A 17,412-nucleotide genomic window follows, 5' to 3' on the forward strand; every position below is an offset into this window, starting at 1 on the left:
TGCCGTCCGGCGCTTTCCGCTTCAGGATGCCGATGTTGAATTGGATGGAGCGCTTGCGGTGTTGCTTGTGGCGCCTGTTGAGGTATTGCCCGAGCTTGAGGTGGTGTCCGTCGAACCGGCTGCGGATGATGTGCCCGATCCCGCCGAACCCTGATTGGAGCTGGCTGCGGTAGGCGTCGCCCCGAGTTCGAGAATCGCTGCACGCAGCTTCGCGATCAGCAGGTTCTCGAGGTTCCAAAGCCGTAGAACTTGCCCTGCAGATGGATTCGCCGTCGAAGTGAGCTGATTCAACGCTTGGCTGAATTGGCTATATTCTTTCGCGATCTGTTGTTCAAGCGTGGTCAGGTTTTTTTCATCTCGCATCTCCGCTTCGGCGGTCGTCACCTGTCTGAGGATATGATTCATGGTCTCGCGTGCTGCTGTGCTGTTCGACGCGCTCTGCAGCGCGGCCAAATCCGACTGGAGCTCCGAGATCAATTGTGTGACTGCGGGCGACAGCGCGGACGAAGAATTTCCATTTTGAGTTAGGGATTCGTATTGCTGATAGAGTGCCTCAACAATAGTTGCGTTGGACTTGACCAGCGACAGCGAGATGTGCTCCTGGTGACCACGTGCCACGGCCGTAGGATGTCCGAGTTGCAGGCCTCGAGGTTCAGCGAGCGCGATAGGACTAGTTGCTGCCAACATGATGCCAGTTGCCATGATGGCGGTCACGCCACGTGTCATGCGCTTCATCCATATACCCCCTTCACGTCACATGAAAGTGGTTCCTCTGTGTCCATCGAAATTAGGTCAGCAGTCTCAAAATTGCTTCGAAATGAGGGATAGAGGCGTTCGCTTGATTCACAACGAAAATCGTAGAGTAACGAGCAGGAAATGGCGAATTGGATGTCGAATCGAACATTTGTTTGCAGATGCCGCACAGAGCTGCACGTCCGCACTTCGTTTCGGAAAGAAGGTATCCCCATGCGCATCATGCACACGGCCGATTGGCACTTCGGCAAGACGCTTGAGGGTCGGGATCGCGCTGAAGAGCAGTGGGCGTTCATCGACGAGCTCGTCGCCATCTGTGAGGACGAGGCGGTGGAGCTTGTCCTCATGGCGGGTGACGTTTACCAGACCGTGAACCCGAGCGCCGAGGCGGAGGAGATGTTCTACCAGGCCCTGCACCGGCTCTCGGCGGGTGGGCGGCGCGGCGTCGTGGTCATCGCGGGGAATCACGATCACACCGAGCGCATTCGCGCGCCTCGCTGGTTGGCGGATGGCCTTGGCATCGTGCTCGTGGGCCTGCCGAAGGATGAGATCCGGCCGCAGGCGGAAAGGCCGGGGGGCGTCTGGCGGCCGTGGGCGCAGGTGGGTGTGTGCGAACTTGCGCTTCCCCATTGTCCGCACCGCGCCCGCATCGCGGCGGTTCCCTACCCGTCCGAGGCGCGGCTCGGCGAGGTGCTCTCCGCCTCCCTCGACGAGCGGGAGATGCGCCAGAGCTACAGTCAACGTCTCGCCAGTTGGTATGCGGACCTCGCCCGCCACTTTCGCCCAGACACCGTGAACCTCCTCATGAGCCACGTGTATGTCGCGGGCGGGATCGAGACGGAATCGGAGATTCAGATTCAGGTGGGCGGCGCGTATGCGGTCGATCCGGCCGCGTTTCCGAAGGAGGCGCAGTACGTGGCGCTCGGCCACCTGCACCGCCCGCAGGAGATGGAAGGACCGGGCGGGGTGCCCATTCGCTACGCCGGATCGCCCCTCGCGTACAGCTTTTCGGAGGCGGGGCAGCAAAAGTCGGTGACCATCGTGGACGTGAAGCCCGGCGAGCGCGCCCGTTGGCGGGAGGTTCCGCTTTCGGCGGGGCGTCCGCTCGTGCGCTGGAGGGCCGCGAGCTTGGCGGAGGTGCACGCGTGGCTCGAGGAGGGGCGGGACGCAAACGCGTGGATCGATCTCGAGGTGCGCGTCGAGACGGAGATGGCGCTGCGCGAGATCCAGGACCTGCGGGAGGCGCGGCCGCACCTCGTCCACATTCGCCCGATCCTGCCGTCGCAAACGATGGAGGAAGATGAGCGACGTGCGCCAGGGAGCGTGGTGTCGCCGGAGGCGCTCTTTCGCCGCTTCTTCGAGGAAAAGGTGGGGCTGCCGCCGGACGATGCGATGGTGCAGCTGTTTCTCGAGCTGGTGCGGGACGTCGAGGTGGAGGACGACGGCGCGCCTGCTGAGGCGGGAGAGGAGGTCGGCGCATGAGGCCCATCCGGCTTGTGATTCAAGGGCTTCGCAGCTACCGGGAGCGCCAGGAGATCGATTTTCGGCAGCTGACCGAGCACGGGCTGTTTGGCATCTTTGGGCCGACGGGCAGCGGCAAGTCGACGCTGCTCGACGCCATCACGCTGGCGCTGTACGGGAGCGCGACGCGGGCCTCGCGCAGCACGCAGGGGACGATGAATCCGCTCGAGGCGCGCATGGAGATTGTGTTCGAGTTTGACATTGGCGCAGGGACGCGGCGGCGGCGATACCGCGTGGAGCGGGCCTTCAAGCGCGGCAACAGCGGGTTTTCGGTGACGTCTGCCGGATGCCGGCTGCTACAGATCGAGGCACCGGACACGGACGCCCCGGGGCTCGTGATGGTGGCCGAGGGGCCGCGCGAGGTGGACGCGGCCATCGCGCGCATCCTGGGGCTCGAGATGCAGGATTTCACGCGGGCGGTGGTGCTGCCACAGGGGCAGTTCGCGGAGTTTCTGCAGCTGACGGGCGCCGACCGAAACAAGATGCTCGAGCGGCTCTTCGGCCTCGAGCGGTACGGCAAGAAGCTGGCCGAAAAGGTGTCACAGCGGCTGAACGAGGCGGCGCAGCGCGTCGCGGAGTGCGAGGCGGCCCTGGCTGAGATGGGCGACGCGTCCGAGGAGGCGGTCGAGCGAGCGCGGCAGGCGCACGCGGCCGCCTTGGCGGCGCTCGATAGGGCATCCAAGGAGCGGCGCGAGGCGGAAGCTCGGCTGAAGGAGATCGAGCACATCGCGGAGCTTGACGCCCTGCGCAAAAAGGCGGAGGCGGAGGCAGAAGCTCTGCGCAACCGGGCGGAGGCCATGGTCCGCTTGGAGGAGCGGCTCGCGCGCCATCGGCGGGCCAAGGAGCTGTTGCCGTTGGTCATCCGCTGGGAGGAGGCCAGGGCCGCGGTTGCGCAGGCCGTGGAGCGCGCGGATGGGGCGCGATCGGCCCTTGCGGAGGCGGAGCGGCGGCTGGAGGAGGCCGTGCAGGCAGAACGAACGGCCGAGGCTCGGCGGGCCGCTGAAGAGCCCGCCCTCGTCGCGGAGCAGGCGCGCCTCAAGGAGGCCGCGTCGCTCGAGGCCGCATGGAAGGAAAAGGCGCAGGCGCTTGCCGCAGCGGAAGCCCACCTCGCCCGCGAGCGGGAGGCCTTCGCAAAGGCGGAGGAGGCGTGCGCCAAGCTGGAGGCGGAAGTGGAACAGTTGCGGCGCGCGATGGACGAGGCGGAGCGGGCCTTTCGCGCCCATCACGTGTCGCCCGAGACCCGCGCCGCGCTCGATCGCGCCCGGCGCGCGCTTGAGGCCTGGCGGGTTGCTTCCGCGGCTGCGGCGCATCAGGCTGGGCTTCTCGCCGAACGCGAGGCAAGCGTGCAGGCGGCAGAACGCGCGCAGCAAGCGGCCGCCGCGGTGCGACAGGCGCTCTTGGCGGAGTCGGCGTCGCTCGAGGCGCGCAAAGCGGCCCACGAAGCGGGGAAGCCGGAAGCGACGCCCGAGCGCCTCGGTGACCTGCGCGCGTGGCTTCTGCGGGCCGAGGAGCGCGTCGCTTCGCTCGAGGAGGCGGAGTCGACGCTGCAGAAAGCTCGTGACCAGCAGGTCGCGACGCAGAAGGAGCTGAATCAGGCGGAGGCGAGGCGCCAAGCGCTCGCCGAAGCGGCTGCCGCGGCGCGACACACGTGGGACGAGCTGCGCAGCGAGCGCGAGCGGCGGTGGGCTGCGCGGGAGACCGCCGTGATCGCCGACCTCGCACGCAGGCTCGTCGAAGGGGAGCCGTGTCCCGTGTGCGGCGCGCTCCACCACCCGAGCCCGGCCATCGGCGCGGTAGAGGGCGTCGGGGCGGAGGCCGAGGGGGATGTGCGGCCGGAGACCCTCGATGCGTGGACGGAAGCGGATGACGCGAGGCTCGCCGAGGCGGAGGCGAGGTGGCAGGACGCGGACCGGGCGCTGCGCGAGGCCGAATCGAGGTACGAGGTGGTGCTCGCTCGGGTGGAGGCTGCGGGTGGCGACGCGGAGCGCGCGGCGGCCGAGGTGGCGCGCCGGCAGGCGGCCCTCGCCGAGCTGTGGCCGACTGCCCCAGGGACAGCGGGGGGCGAGCCTCCAACGACCGCCGAAGCGTGGAGGCCCGTCATCCGGCGCGCGGAGGGTGAGTTCGCGGAAGGGCAGAGGCAGTGGTCGGCGTGGGATGACGAGGCTAAGGCGCTCTCGGACGAGGCGGCGAATCTCAGCGAGCGCCTGCAGCGCGCAGCGGGCGATGTCCTCGCGGCCGACGAACGGCTTAAGGCGGCGAGGGCGGAGCTCGATCGGCAGCGCGTAGCGGCGGCGCAGGCGGAGGACGAGGCAGCCCGGGCGGCGGATCAGCTGCGCCAGGCCGCGGGGGAGGTCGGGCTTGGCGACGGGATCGCCATGGAGGCGCTCGGCCAAGCCGTCGAGGCCCGGCTCCGGCGCCTCGAGGAGGATGATCGCCAGGCGGCGCAGGCGGACGCACGCCGAAGCGAGCTCGCGGCGGCGCTCGCCGACCTGAACGCCCGCCTGCAGGAGGCGGCGCGCGAGCGGCAGGACGCGGATGGCCGCGTGCGCGAGGCCGAGCTGCGCGCCGCCCAGCTTCGCACGAGTGCCGATCACGACAAGGCCCGCCTCGACGAGATGACGGGCGGCAAGCCGCTCGCCGAGGCCCGCCTGCGGGTGGATGCGGCGCTTGACGCCCTCCGGCGCGCGTTGGAGGACGCCGTGCAAGCGCGCCGCCAGGCCGAGGCCCTGCGCGAGCGGGCGCAGACCGAGGCCGCGCAGGCAGACGCCGCGCTCGCGGAGGCGCGCCGCAGTGAGACGCGCGCCGAGGACGAGATGGCACGTGCGCTCGCGGACTCCGCTTTCGCCACCGCGGGCGACGTGCGCGACGCGCTCCTTGACGAGCACGAGGCGGCGTCCGCGGAACAGGCGCTCACGGCCTACCACGAGGCCGTGCGGACCATCACGCGCCAGCTCGCCGATCTCGCCCGCGAGCTCGGGGACAGGCGCCTGGACGAGGCCGATCTCGCCGCCGCCCGTGCGCGCGCCGCAGCCGCTGAGGCCGCTCAGGGCGAGGCTCAGCAGCAGGTCGGCGCGACCAAGCAGCAGCTCTTGGATCTGGAGGCACGGCGGGATCGCTATCTCGCCGTTCGCGCAGACCTGGAACAAGCGCAACACGTGGCGCGCCGGCTGAAGACGTTGAGCGAAGTCCTTCGCGGCAACGCGTTCGTGCAATTCGTCGGCCGCGAGCAGATGGCCGACGTGGCGCGGCAAGCCTCCGAGCGCCTCGCCTCGCTCACGCACGGGCGCTATCGGCTGGTGCTCACGCCGAACGGAGATTTCGTCATTCGCGACGATCACCTGGGCGGCATCGAGCGCCCCGTCGCCACATTGTCCGGCGGCGAGACGTTCGTCACGTCGCTGTCGCTCGCCCTTGCGCTCTCCGCGCACATTCAGCTGAGTGGCGAGCACCCGCTCGAGTTCTTCTTCCTGGACGAAGGGTTTGGCACGCTCGATCCCGACCTGCTCGACGTCGTCATGACCTCCCTCGAGCGGTTGCGCCAAGAGCGCATGGCCATCGGGCTCATCAGCCACGTGCCAGAGCTGCGCGAGCGCGTGCCGCGCCGACTGATGGTCGAGCCGGCGGAACCGGGTGGCCGCGGTACGCGGGTGCGGCTTGAGCGTGCGTGACAGGTAGGTGTGCTGCGAACCGCGGCTCTGTGAGGCTGAGGGGCTGGGCTGCGGGTGCGCGGTGCGCCCTGCGATGACAGAGGCTGCGTGTGCGGCTTGCTAGACGACGGCCTGGGGGTATGGTTGGGTGCGTGAAGGCGTCGCGTGCGGCGCGGTATTTGATGGTGCAGACGAGGCAGCGCGTGGTGTCGGCCGTCCGTTCTTCGCTCCAGGATGCGAAGCTGAACCAACGCATCGATCACGCCCCTGGGATCGCTCGTTGGCGGTGGCTCCATTGCTGACCACGCTTGATGAAGGACCGTGGCGCAATCTGTCCATTCGCGTCGCGAAGAAAGATTTTGGGCCGTATACGCCGCCAACGGCGCCATCGGTCGAGCCGCAGAGCAAGGAGTTCTCGAATCGGCACATCCATCACTTCGGAAACGACTGTTCTTCTCCGTTCCTGCTCCACCTGCGACGTGGATGCCGCGCGTTTAATTCCGGCGCCATCACGGGCTTGACCGTTCTCGCATACCCCGCATAGGCCACTGTGGCCAGCGCACACGCTCCCGTGGCCACCCAGAGAATGGGCGAGATGCCGGCGAGATCGAACAGATGGCCAAACAGAACGGGGCCGAGGAGGCTGCCGACGTTGCCGATGGCGCCGACGAGCCCGAGGTAAAACGCCGCGTGGGGCCCGGTCATCCGCGTCACGAGCTCGGGCACCGTGGGGGCGTTCAGCATTTCTCCGAACGTCGCCACCACCATGCCGGCCACGAGCGCGGGATACGCTCGGTGCAACAGGGCCATGCCGGCGAACGCGACGGCGTACAGCGCGCTGCTCAGGACAAGCTGGGCGGTGGGGGTCTTGGTCACGCGGCGCTTGATCCAATTCGTCACCGGTTGGCCGACGAGAATGAGCGTGCCGTTGACCGTCCAGAGCACGCTGTACGCGTCGGGCTGGTGGCCCGTCTGGTTCAGATACGGCGCCACGCCGGAGTTCCAGGCCGCGAGCGCGAGGCTCAGGGCCAGCATGCCTCCTCCAAGAAGCGCATAGACCCGGTAGTTTCGCAACAGCTGCCAGCCGGATGCGCCCATCTGCGGCAGGGCGTTGACGGCGGCGTCGTCGGGATCGGGCTTGATCCGGCGGAAGAATCGCCACATGAAAATGGCAAACGACCAGGTGAGCACGCCGTTCAAAAAGAAGGTGAGCGTAAAGGAGATGGACGCGATCACGCCTGCGAGCGCGGTGCCGACGGCGATGCCGATGTTCGTCATCACGTACATGGTGTTGAACAGCCGGGCGCTGTGCGCCTTCCACCGGTTGCCCACAAACGCGTTCAGCGCGGGCTGTGTGGCGGAAATGAGGAAGCTGTTGCACGCGATGCAGAGTGCGTACACGGGAAACGTGTGCGCGAGCATCAGGCTCCACTGGGCCATGGCCGTCAACGCGAGCGATCCGACGATGAGCCGGGTAGGGCCGAGTCGCTGATACGCGGCTCCGCCTGCGAACTGGCCGATGCCGCCGGCGAGCGATTGGCCAAACAGCACCCAACCGGCCTCGGCGTAGTTGCCGAGAAGGACGTTGTGCACATAGATGGTCGTGAGCGGCCAGATGAAAGCGCTCCCCATGGCGTTCAACAGTCTCGCCACGAGAAACGCGTACGTCTCGCGGGGAATGCTGGTGTTGAGGCGCGGGTATCGCATGATGACAGGCTCCTATGTCGTGCGAAATGGAAACGTGTGAAATGAAATCGCGAATCTCTCGTTCGCCTGCAGGCAGGTCGGGATGAAGGCGCACGTTGCTCGAGGCCCCTGGCAGGCGGCCCACAGGCGTCCATGCGCGCGAGGCCGCGCAGGCTGGAGGCGCGGGTCCCTCGACGTTCCTTTGTTCCTTTGGCGCCGCCCTTGCAACTGCGCGTGCGCGCAGTCAAGGTGAGCGCCAGCTGACAGGTGTGCGCCCGCTTTCCAAGTTAACGCTTGTTTATGACGCGCGCAACCACTTCACAGCAAGTGGCACGTGAAGCACCCGCCCGTAAGTGGCACGCGAGCCCTCCCACCTCCGCGCGCCGCATGGCTGGGCCCCCGGGACGCTGCCCACTCCCCGCCGCATGGCTGGGACCCCGAGACGCCGCTCGCCTCCGCGCGCCGCATGCCTTCCCACGAGGCCCCGCCGGCCCGCTTCGCTTGACGCTACATACCCTATAGGGGTATCATGACTTCGTGAGAGCAACCGCGAAAGAGACGATCCCGTCAGGGAGTGGTGGTGTATGGAAGAGGCGCGTGAACTCACGTTGCCCATCGAAGGGATGACCTGCGCGGCTTGTGCGGCGCGGATCGAGAAAAACCTGTCGAAGCTGCCCGGGGTGCGCGAGGTGAACGTGAATCTCGCGTCCGAGCGCGCGCGCGTCGTCCTTGCGCCCGACACGCCGTGGACCGACATCGTGGCGCGCATCGAGAAGACGGGGTACGCCGTGCCGCTGCAAGAGGTCGATCTCGCCATTACCGGGATGACCTGCGCAGCCTGCGCGGCGCGGATCGAGAAGGTGGTGGGGCGGATCGACGCCGTCAAACAGGTCCACGTCAACCTCGCGACGGAGCGCGCGCATGTGGCCTACGTGCCCGGCGTGATCGGCGTCGAAGACATCGTCCGCGCGGTGGAGAAGGCGGGCTACGGCGCGGCGCTCGTGAGCGAGGTGGAGGCGCAGGAGGAGGAGAAAAGGCGCCAGGCGTATCGGCGCGATCTTGCCACGTTCGCCGGTTCCGCCCTGCTGACCCTCCCGCTTGTGGTGCAGATGTTCGTCATGCTGGCGGGCGGGCGGCCGTTTCTCCCGGCCTGGCTCGCGTGGCTGCTCGCGACGCCGGTGCAGTTCTACACGGGCTGGCGATTCTACAAGGGCGCCTATCACGCCCTGCGCGGCGGCGCGGCCAACATGGACGTGCTCGTCGCGCTCGGCACGACCGTCGCGTACGTGTACAGCGCGGTGCTCACGGTCATGGGCCGCCAAGACGTGTATTTCGACAGCTCGGCGACCGTCGTGACGCTCATCTTCATGGGCAAGCTCCTCGAGGCGCGGGCGAAGGCCAGGTCCAGCGCGGCCATTGCGGCGCTGGCGGAGCTTGGGGCCAAGGAGGCCCACGTGCTGCGCGACGGCGCCGAGGTGGACGTCCCGGTGCATGCGCTTGCGGTGGGCGATCTCGTCCGCGTCCGTCCCGGCGAAAAGGTGCCTGCGGACGGCGTGCTGGTGGAGGGCGAGACGAGCGTCGACGAGTCGTTTCTGACGGGTGAGGCGCTTCCCGTGCAAAAGCGGCCGGGCGACGAGGTGGTGGGCGCATCCCTCAATCAGGTGAACCCGTTTGTGATGCGCGTCACGAGGGTGGGGCGCGACACCATGCTCGCGCAGATCATCCGCCTGGTCGAGCGCGCGCAGGGTTCGAAGGCGCCCGTGCAGCGCCTGGCGGATCGCATCTCAGGCGTGTTTGTGCCGTCCGTGCTGGCGGCGGCGTGTATCACGCTTCTCGCCTGGGGCGCCCTGGGCCACTGGTCGCACGGGCTGTTTGCGGCCATCGCGGTCCTCGTGATTGCCTGCCCGTGTTCGCTTGGGCTCGCGACGCCGACGGCCATCATGGTGGGCACGGGGCTCGGCGCCGAGCACGGCATCCTGGTGAAGGGCGGCGAGCACCTGGAGGCGGCGCACCGGGTGGATGTCGTCGTGCTGGATAAGACGGGCACGCTGACTGTCGGCAGGCCCGTGGTGACACAGATCTGGGCCGCCGAGGAGTATGAGGAACGGGACGTGCTTCGCTTGGCGGCGGCGCTCGAGGCGCAGAGCGAGCACCCGCTCGGCCGGGCGGTCGTGGAAGCGGCGAGATCGCGCGGCGTCGAGGTGCCGCAGGCGGAGGGCGTCAAAGCGGTGCCGGGCTTCGGCATGGAGGGCGCGATCGACGGCCAGCGCGTTTGGGTGGGAAGTGCGCGATTCATCGCGGCGGCGGTCGGAAGCGCGCCGGACGAGGTGACGCAGCGGCTGAGCGAATCGGGGCAGACGGCCGTCGTGGTGGCGCAAGGCGACAAAGTGGTGGGTGTCCTTGGGCTGGCGGACGACTTGAAGCCGGATGCGCGCGCGGCGGTGGACGCGCTCAAGAACATGGGCATTGACGTGTGGATGGCGACGGGCGACAGCGAGAAGACCGCGCAAGCCATTGCGAAACGGCTCGGCATCGAGCGGGTGCTGGCGGGCGTGCTGCCGGCCGAGAAGGCAGAGCAGGTGGAGGCGCTTCGCCGATCCGGCCGCGTGGTGGCGATGGTGGGCGACGGGATCAACGACGCGCCGGCGCTCGCCGCGGCGGACGTGGGTATGGCGATGGGCACGGGCGCCGACGTCGCGCTCGAGGTGGCGGGCGTGGCGTTGATGCGCGGCGAGGTGTGGGCCGTGATCGACGCGCTGCGCCTCGCGAAGGCGACGATGCGCAAAATTCGGCAGAACCTGTTTTGGGCGCTGGTGTACAACGTGCTTGGCATCCCGCTCGCGGCGATGGGGATCTTGAGCCCGATCATCGCGGGCGCAGCGATGTCACTGAGCTCGGTGAGCGTGGTGTCGAACAGCCTGCTGCTCAGGCGCACGAGGCTTGGTCGCGCTGGCGATGGGGTGTGAATCAGCCAAACCGAAGACCTTGAGGACATTCACGTTCAACTCGTTCAGAGCGGGAAGAGCCACTTCACGGTCGACCCATTCGTCCGTGGCCGCTAGCTGCTTAGCACCACAGCGTGATTCGCGACCATGGCGAAGATGAGACGCTCGACAGTCGCTTTGAACTTGCGGTCGGCAAGCGGCTCGCGCACGACCTTGTCGAACCCGGGCTGTTGCCACAGCTCGTCCAGCAGCGCTCCCGTAGGACGGATGTCCAGCAGCGTGGTTTGGACGCCCGCCATGTAACCACGTCCGGGCTGTAGACTCGTCGCTAACGAAGCGATGGATGCTCTGGGCAAAGCGTTGGAGGGCCTCGAGGTCCATTTCGTCTTCACGACCAAAGGTGTACAGGACCTTGGCCTTGGGCTGGCCGGTGTTGGGATTGCAATAGTGTATGAGCTAACTGCACGCAACCGGTGACGGAACCGTTCTTGCTTTTTCGGCGAATGACACGAATATCCTGTCGACTTATACCCGAATGTACGACTCAAAGACAAAACGCACGCCTACATAAAGGCGGTAGAAAATGCGGCGCGGGCCTGTGGATAAGTCGCGCAAGCACCGCTGCAATTGCACTCCAACTTCGTCCATAAGCTTACATGCCCAATCTAGCTGTCAGCTGGAGGGCGAACGCCATGCGGGGTTGAACCGATGCTTAACATCGCTCTGAATAAATGGTTTGGTTGATACCACTTTCTCTCTGAAGCAAGGGTAAGCTCCTTTGTGGTCAAAGCCCTTGTTTGACAAGGGCTCATAAGTCTCAAAAAGTTCATTGCCTATAATTGAATAAATCTAACGGATTTTCTAGATATCAAATTTGTATCGAGCATAATTTTTTGGGTTGCAGTCCTTTGTGAATTTGGGCTACCGTCTATGATTGCTGAGACGCAAAGTTCGCCTAAAAGTTGACGTGGAACCTGAACTGTAGTCAACGGCGGAGTCAAAAGTTCCGTCTCTGGAATGTCGTCGAATCCCACTATCGACACATCATGCGGTATGGAGAGTCCTACACGCATCAGTGCTCGTGCGACGCTGACGGCAATATAGTCACATTCACAGAAGAGAGCTGTAGGACGCTCGAGAGCGGACACGAACCTGCGTACAAAGTCTTCCTGAGGACTAAATAAGGAAGGCTCCGCCTCAAAAATTGTGCAGTTTCCTAATCCCAGGGCCTGCGCTGCTGCAAGGAAGCCCTCCTCACGTTCTAAAAAATTATGGATTCTTACATTTGAGCGAACGTAACCGATGCTTCGATGGCCGTATTGAAATAGATGTTCAGCTGCCTGTCGAGCTCCGAGCTTGTTGTTCATAACAACGAAGTTGCCCGCTACGTCGTCATACTTAACATCGAGCATGACAACTCTGTTACGAAGGTCTGGATGTTCGCAAATTTCCTCGGCTTCTGATTTTGATAGGTTCGTGCCAAGCACAATAATCCCTTCGGCAGGGTGGAGACTTTCAAGTTCAAGTAGCCCTTCCGCAACATGATCATGCCCCACTGTGGAATACATGAGACCATATCCTCTGTCTCGGCATGCAGCTTCTATGTACCCAAGAAGCGACGAAAAGAATGGTTGTTCACTAAATGAGTCAGTGAGGAAACCCCTGTTCGGCAATGAAGTCAGTCTTACAATTTTATTGCCCTTCTCCGACTTTCGATGCGTATTTCTTTTAATATAGCCTAATTCACGAGCAATTGATAAAACATGATTCCTCGTTTCTTTACTGACACCAGGCTTTCCGTTTAATGCTAATGATACAGTGGCCCTGGATACCTTTGCCCTTTTGGCAATTTCATCGATGGTCATGATGGTGGCCTGTCCTCCCCTTATGAATCTGCTTCTAATAAGTTCAAATGAATTCTACACGATTTTAATAAAAAAGTCAGCTGTACGATTCTGGTTTGAGAAGCCTTTTTTCAAACTGAATTCACCTGATTATCGATAAACTTATCGACGTAATTATATTCATGTCGTTGTTCATGTCGTTATCGCTGGTCTTGACCGTGTTTCATGAATGCGATAGTTCGACTCCAACGATATTGATTAATTAGAGCAATATTCGCAAAACCCATATTGACAACGCTTCACGTCCCCCATAGAATTGGCTTATAAAATTTAATTGAAATGAGGTGGTTATTTATAGTGAATGTATGCGCTATCTTTCAATAACCAACTTCGGCTTGTTGAAACATTTATAAAATGAGGGGGTTATATCGTGGCGCGCACTAACTACGTACGTGTAGGAGTCGTGGCAGGATTTGTGGCTGCCGCAGTAGCAGGGTGTGGCGTGGAGCAGTCCAATAATTCTGATGTAAACCAAACCAATGGTGCAGCTAGTTCGAACCCTGTCGTGCTAACCATGTGGGATTTGACAAGCGGAAAATCCGCAGATCAGGCGATTATAAGTCAATTTGAAAGGCTACATCCAAACATCCGGATACAACTGGACACGTTTGCCGTGGATGCTATTAAGCAGCAAGAGAAGGTTGCGGCCAGTTCTCATTCTCTCCCCGATATCTTTTTTGACTGGGGCGGTACTTTGGCGTCGTATTACGAGTCGAACGGATTGGCGCTGAATCTGAATTCCTACGCCCAGAAGTACGGCTGGTATCAAAGGTTTTCTCCCGCTGCGATTAAATTTGCAAGTTATAACGGCAAATTGTATATGGTTCCCGTAACTTTGAATGGACTGGAACTGTATTACCGAAAGGATATCTTTGAAAAATACGGACTTAAACCACCAACTACTTTTTCGGAGCTGGAACATGTGTGTAACGTTCTCGTGCAACATAGTGTCAGTCCATTTGGGCTGGGGGGCATTAATCACTGGTACACCATGCGCTATTTTGAGGCAATACTCTACCATGAGGTTGGGGCACAAGGGATGTCACAACTCATGAATCTTCAGGGCAATTGGGATTCTCCGCGGGTAATCCAAGCTTATGCTCTGTTTCGGCAGTGGGTTAAGAAAAACTATTTTATACCTGGATTCATGTCTATAAACGAAGATCAGGATATTAATCAATTTATGACAGGAAAGGTAGCGATGCTGTTGACTGGTCCGTGGCTTGATGAACAACTGATGTCAGACGGGTTTAGTTTGAATAAAGCAGGTGTCTTCCCGTTTCCGGAAGATCAAAGACCGAACGAGCTCATTGGCTTCGCCCAAGGCTTCTATATTGCCTCAAACAGCAAACATCCAAAAGAAGCTGCGGAGTTTCTAAATTTCTACACGAGCAAGGCGACTCTACAGCATAATTCGAAAATACTAGCCGGTCCTTACGCGAACCAGTCCGTGCCACCTACCACGCCGAATGCCGCGAAAATTCTTGCCGATATGAAGAAAGACGGTTCGTACCTAATCGGGGACCAAGCCTTGCCGCAACCGTTGGTGGAGTCGCTCTGGCAGGCAGAAGACTCGGTTGCATTAGGGCGGTTGTCACCGGAACAAGCGGCTCAGTTCATGCAAGAGTCAGTTTCTTCGTATAAGTCACAAAACCAATGAGCTGTTGGGCGGGGCGCCCCGCCCTTCCGGGAGGACGAACGCATGGTCGCGAAGAGACTTAACCCCTGGGTTTACTTAGCACCGTCGCTTTTAATTTATATATTCATCATAATTTACCCTTCGGTATATACGATTATTATTAGTTTATTTAAGTGGAATGGGATATCATCGCGAGTCTTCGTGGGACTTCGTAATTACGTTTACTTATTTCAGAGCGATCCGGTATTTGGGGTTGCATTGAGGAACACAATCATTTGGACAATTATGTCGGTATCACTCCCGGTGGTACTCGGTCTTGCTTTGGCGCTTGTGTTAAATCAGCGGTTCAGAGGACGCACCATATACCGTTCAGTGTTTTATTTCCCTTATATACTGTCTAACATTATTGTTGCTGTCGTGTGGCAGTGGATCTATTACCCTCAACAAGGGTTGCTGGATAGACTTTTGGCGTGGTTTGGAGCGGTTTCGGGCAGTTCTTCTGGTTGGTTGGGAAATCCGCATACGGCGCTATACATGGTGTTTTTGGCGTCTTTGTGGCAATCCACGGGCGGTATCATGGTTCTGTTTTTGGCTGGACTCCAGGCGCTTCCGACTGAGGTATACGAGGCAGCTGCGATTGAAGGTGCTTCGGCGCTTCGCACGCTATTCGCTATTACTATTCCCTTGCTTAAGGAGTCTTTCGTTGTTGTTATTTCAATCACGCTAATCGGAGCGCTTAAGGTATTCGACATCATTTATGCCATGACGAATGGAGGCCCTGCTTATGGTACTGAGGTGCTGTCTACGTGGATGTATACACAAACCTTTATGTTTAACAACTACGGCATTGGCGCCGCAATATCAGTCGTGATGATGCTCATAGTAGGTGCCCTCGCAGTGCCATATGTGATCTACATGTCAAGAGATTGAGTGAGAAAAGGTGGTGGTTGAATGATTCGAAAACATGCCGTATTACGTAATTTTTTGAGGTATGGATTGCTATCCTGTGCAGCTTTTATATGGATAATACCGCTGTTCTATGTGTTTATCGCGGCAATGAAGTCTCAGTCGGACTTTGTGACAAGTCCATTTTTGTCGCTTCCTAGACGAGTTGAGTGGTCAAACTTTTCACAGGCGTGGACTGTAGGTCAACTGGGGATCTACATGAGAAACAGTTTGCTGATATGTGTTATTAAAGTTCCGCTCGGGATCCTTCTAGAATCCCTTGCTGCATTCGTATTGACACGAATGGACTTTAGGTGGAGTAAGCTGGTGTTTCTTTTCATTTTCGTCGGAATGATTGTGCCGTTCCAAATGACCCTAGTGCCTTTAAGCATTATGGGCAACGAGCTTCATCTTATCAACACATACTTCTTTTTAATCTTGATGTACTTGGCCTTCGGTCTGCCGTTCGGAGTTTTGGTAATGCGGGGATTTATGAGGCAGATTCCAAAGGAGCTCGATGAAGCCGCGAAGATGGATGGTTGCAGTGACTTGAGGATTTACTGGAACATAATACTGCCTATTTGTAGACCTGCAGTTGCCGCGCTCGTAATCCTTGACTTTCTGGCGACGTGGAACGAGTTCCTTTTAGCTCAAACGTTTATAACGAACCAAGATAGGCTTACTCTTCCGGCTGGTCTTTTACAATTCACGTCTCAGTATTCGACGAACTACACGCTGATGATGGCTGGAGTTATTTTGTCGGTCATACCCGTCTTTGTTGTGTATATGGCTTTCCAAAAGTATTTTGTATCTGGTTTGCAAGGAGCTTATCGATAAGGTCTGAAGGCCTGACATCATCAACAGGTTACATCATCAGGAGGGGTTGTTTTCTATGGACCTTTGTCTGACGCAACACGGTATCTACGAGTTGACATTTGATATTGGGGAAGTCGTAAATGATCCGTTTGACGTATCGGTAACAGTGGAATTTAGTCACATGAATGAGCAGCGACGTATATTAGGGTTCTACGATGGTGGCACTATATTCAAAGTTCGATTTTGTCCAGAGCAAGCTGGAACCTGGAATTATCGTGTTTCGAGTAGTCATCCTCGAATACACGGCATTGAAGGCAAATTTCACTGCAGCGAGTGTCATGCTGATGCGGGCGGGCCTGTCCGCGTGTCAGATAAAAACGGTTTTATACTTCATAACGGTGAACGATTCCTGCCTATTGGGACGACATGTTACGCATGGGCTCATCAAGACAGCGTCACGCGCCAGCATACCCTGAACACGTTACGGCAAAGCCCGTTTAATAAAGTTCGGATGTGCGTTTTCCCAAAATGGTATCCATTCAGCAAAGACGAGCATCGATATACGGATGAGCCGCGCTATTACCCGTTTGAGCGACGGTCCGATGGGACTTGGGACTTCTCTCGGCTAAACGTCGATTTCTTCCGCCGTTTTGAGGAGTGTGTTGAACAATTACTCAGAATCAGCATTCAGGCTGACATCATTCTCTTTCATCCTTACGACAAATGGGGCTTCTCGTCGATGAGTGTGGAGGAGGATGAAAGGTATCTGCGGTACGTAGTGGCTCGACTCGGTGCTTATCGAAATGTATGGTGGTCTCTCGCGAATGAGTGGGACTTTATTGCAGAAAAAAGCGAACAACACTGGGATAGATTAGGTGAATATCTTCGAGACATTGATGGACATCAAAGACTAATTTCAATTCACAACGGCCATAAGCTCTTTGACTATTCCCGTAGTTGGATTACACATGTGAGCGTTCAGAGAAGGGATCTATACCTTACAACCGAGGAAGTAGATGGATTGATAGATCGGTATGGAAAACCTGTTATGTACGACGAAATGGGGTATGAGGGTAACATACCGTACGCATGGGGCAACCTCCCTCCCCAAGAATTTGTTCGTAGATTCTGGGAGTGCTATGTTCGGGGCGGTTTCGGGTCACATGGGGAAACTTATTTAGGTGTCGACCGGTTACTCTGGTGGTGTCACGGAGGAAACCTGAGAGGCGAAAGTGTATCGCGGATCCAGTTCCTAAAGCAAGTCTTGGGCGAACTAGGGCCTCTGAGGAAGATTAGGTTGTCTTGGGATGATGTCTGTGGCGGGAAAGAAGGCGAATACTACTTATTCTATTTTGGAAATAGTCAGCCGCTCTTTCGTGATATTTATGTCGGCGAGGTGAACGAATATCGGGTCAAGATTATAGATACATGGAATATGGAAATATACGAACAAGATTACTTAATAAAGGGTGATGGGAGAGTTAATCTGCCAGGTCGTCCGTATATGGCGGTGTTGCTGATTAGAAGGGACCTGTGAACGAGTAACTTACTTGTAT

At 59.6% G+C, this 17,412-nt stretch carries 10 protein-coding genes and 1 pseudogene; 7 read left to right on the forward strand and 4 right to left on the reverse strand.

Annotated elements, in window-relative coordinates; genetic code table 11:
• Positions 1-21: 21 nt before the first annotated feature.
• The gene (locus BW934_RS13080) at positions 22-735 is read right to left on the reverse strand and encodes a hypothetical protein (RefSeq protein ID WP_076348839.1); all 714 of its coding nucleotides are present in this window, start codon (positions 733-735) and stop codon (positions 22-24) included.
• A gap of 231 nt (positions 736-966) precedes the next feature.
• On the opposite strand from BW934_RS13080, the gene BW934_RS13085 reads away from it, so the two are divergent.
• Both BW934_RS13085 and BW934_RS13090 read left to right on the forward strand, forming a co-directional pair.
• Entirely contained in the window at positions 967-2,235 is a 1,269-nt protein-coding gene (locus BW934_RS13085; protein WP_076348841.1) for an exonuclease SbcCD subunit D, read from the forward strand.
• Positions 2,232-5,942, forward strand: coding sequence for an AAA family ATPase (locus tag BW934_RS13090; protein WP_076348843.1), 3,711 nt, complete (start codon positions 2,232-2,234; stop codon positions 5,940-5,942). The genes BW934_RS13085 and BW934_RS13090 overlap by 4 nt, the downstream gene beginning before the upstream one ends.
• A 411-nt stretch (positions 5,943-6,353) precedes the next feature.
• Here BW934_RS13090 and BW934_RS13095 read toward each other — a convergent pair whose 3' ends face one another.
• Positions 6,354-7,628 (reverse strand): MFS transporter, encoded by a 1,275-nt coding sequence (locus tag BW934_RS13095; protein ID WP_076348845.1) that lies wholly within the window; start codon positions 7,626-7,628, stop codon positions 6,354-6,356.
• Positions 7,629-8,191: 563 nt separating this feature from the next.
• Between BW934_RS13095 and BW934_RS13100 the strand changes: the two genes are divergently transcribed.
• Complete coding sequence (locus tag BW934_RS13100; protein ID WP_076348847.1) at positions 8,192-10,573, forward strand: heavy metal translocating P-type ATPase; 2,382 nt, start codon at positions 8,192-8,194, stop codon at positions 10,571-10,573.
• Positions 10,574-10,603: 30 nt separating this feature from the next.
• On the opposite strand, the pseudogene BW934_RS15580 reads toward BW934_RS13100, so the two are convergent.
• Both BW934_RS15580 and BW934_RS13110 read right to left on the reverse strand, forming a co-directional pair.
• Positions 10,604-11,081: pseudogene (locus BW934_RS15580) on the reverse strand (IS1634 family transposase); the annotation flags it as partial.
• A 304-nt stretch (positions 11,082-11,385) separates the two neighbouring features.
• A complete protein-coding gene (locus BW934_RS13110) occupies positions 11,386-12,417 on the reverse strand; it encodes a LacI family DNA-binding transcriptional regulator (protein WP_076348849.1) in 1,032 nt (343 codons plus the stop codon).
• Between the two features lie 409 nt (positions 12,418-12,826).
• Between BW934_RS13110 and BW934_RS13115 the strand changes: the two genes are divergently transcribed.
• Genes BW934_RS13115 through BW934_RS13130 form a run of 4 tightly spaced genes read left to right on the forward strand, consistent with a single transcriptional unit; the run spans position 12,827 to position 17,393 of the window.
• Positions 12,827-14,116 carry an ABC transporter substrate-binding protein gene (locus tag BW934_RS13115; RefSeq protein ID WP_143232664.1) on the forward strand — a complete coding sequence of 430 codons (1,290 nt, stop codon included), beginning with the start codon at positions 12,827-12,829 and terminating at the stop codon, positions 14,114-14,116.
• A gap of 42 nt (positions 14,117-14,158) precedes the next feature.
• Positions 14,159-15,025 carry a carbohydrate ABC transporter permease gene (locus tag BW934_RS13120; protein WP_076348853.1) on the forward strand — a complete coding sequence of 289 codons (867 nt, stop codon included), beginning with the start codon at positions 14,159-14,161 and terminating at the stop codon, positions 15,023-15,025.
• A 21-nt stretch (positions 15,026-15,046) separates the two neighbouring features.
• Positions 15,047-15,877, forward strand: coding sequence for a carbohydrate ABC transporter permease (locus tag BW934_RS13125; RefSeq protein WP_076348855.1), 831 nt, complete (start codon positions 15,047-15,049; stop codon positions 15,875-15,877).
• 55 nt (positions 15,878-15,932) lie between these two features.
• Positions 15,933-17,393 carry a DUF5605 domain-containing protein gene (locus tag BW934_RS13130; protein WP_076348857.1) on the forward strand — a complete coding sequence of 487 codons (1,461 nt, stop codon included), beginning with the start codon at positions 15,933-15,935 and terminating at the stop codon, positions 17,391-17,393.
• Positions 17,394-17,412: the final 19 nt, after the last annotated feature.

The organism is Alicyclobacillus vulcanalis (assembly GCF_900156755.1).
Taxonomy (GTDB): Bacteria; Bacillota; Bacilli; order Alicyclobacillales; family Alicyclobacillaceae; genus Alicyclobacillus; species Alicyclobacillus vulcanalis.

Bases quoted from the DNA above. Each gene is read 5' to 3' on its own strand.
- BW934_RS13080 (WP_076348839.1), bottom strand. From the start codon at position 735: ATGAAGCGCATGACACGTGGCGTGACCGCCATCATGGCAACTGGCATC.
- BW934_RS13085 (WP_076348841.1), top strand. From the start codon at position 967: ATGCGCATCATGCACACGGCCGATTGGCACTTCGGCAAGACGCTTGAG.
- BW934_RS13090 (WP_076348843.1), top strand. From the start codon at position 2,232: ATGAGGCCCATCCGGCTTGTGATTCAAGGGCTTCGCAGCTACCGGGAG.
- BW934_RS13095 (WP_076348845.1), bottom strand. From the start codon at position 7,628: ATGCGATACCCGCGCCTCAACACCAGCATTCCCCGCGAGACGTACGCG.
- BW934_RS13100 (WP_076348847.1), top strand. From the start codon at position 8,192: ATGGAAGAGGCGCGTGAACTCACGTTGCCCATCGAAGGGATGACCTGC.
- BW934_RS13110 (WP_076348849.1), bottom strand. From the start codon at position 12,417: ATGACCATCGATGAAATTGCCAAAAGGGCAAAGGTATCCAGGGCCACT.
- BW934_RS13120 (WP_076348853.1), top strand. From the start codon at position 14,159: ATGGTCGCGAAGAGACTTAACCCCTGGGTTTACTTAGCACCGTCGCTT.
- BW934_RS13125 (WP_076348855.1), top strand. From the start codon at position 15,047: ATGATTCGAAAACATGCCGTATTACGTAATTTTTTGAGGTATGGATTG.
- BW934_RS13130 (WP_076348857.1), top strand. From the start codon at position 15,933: ATGGACCTTTGTCTGACGCAACACGGTATCTACGAGTTGACATTTGAT.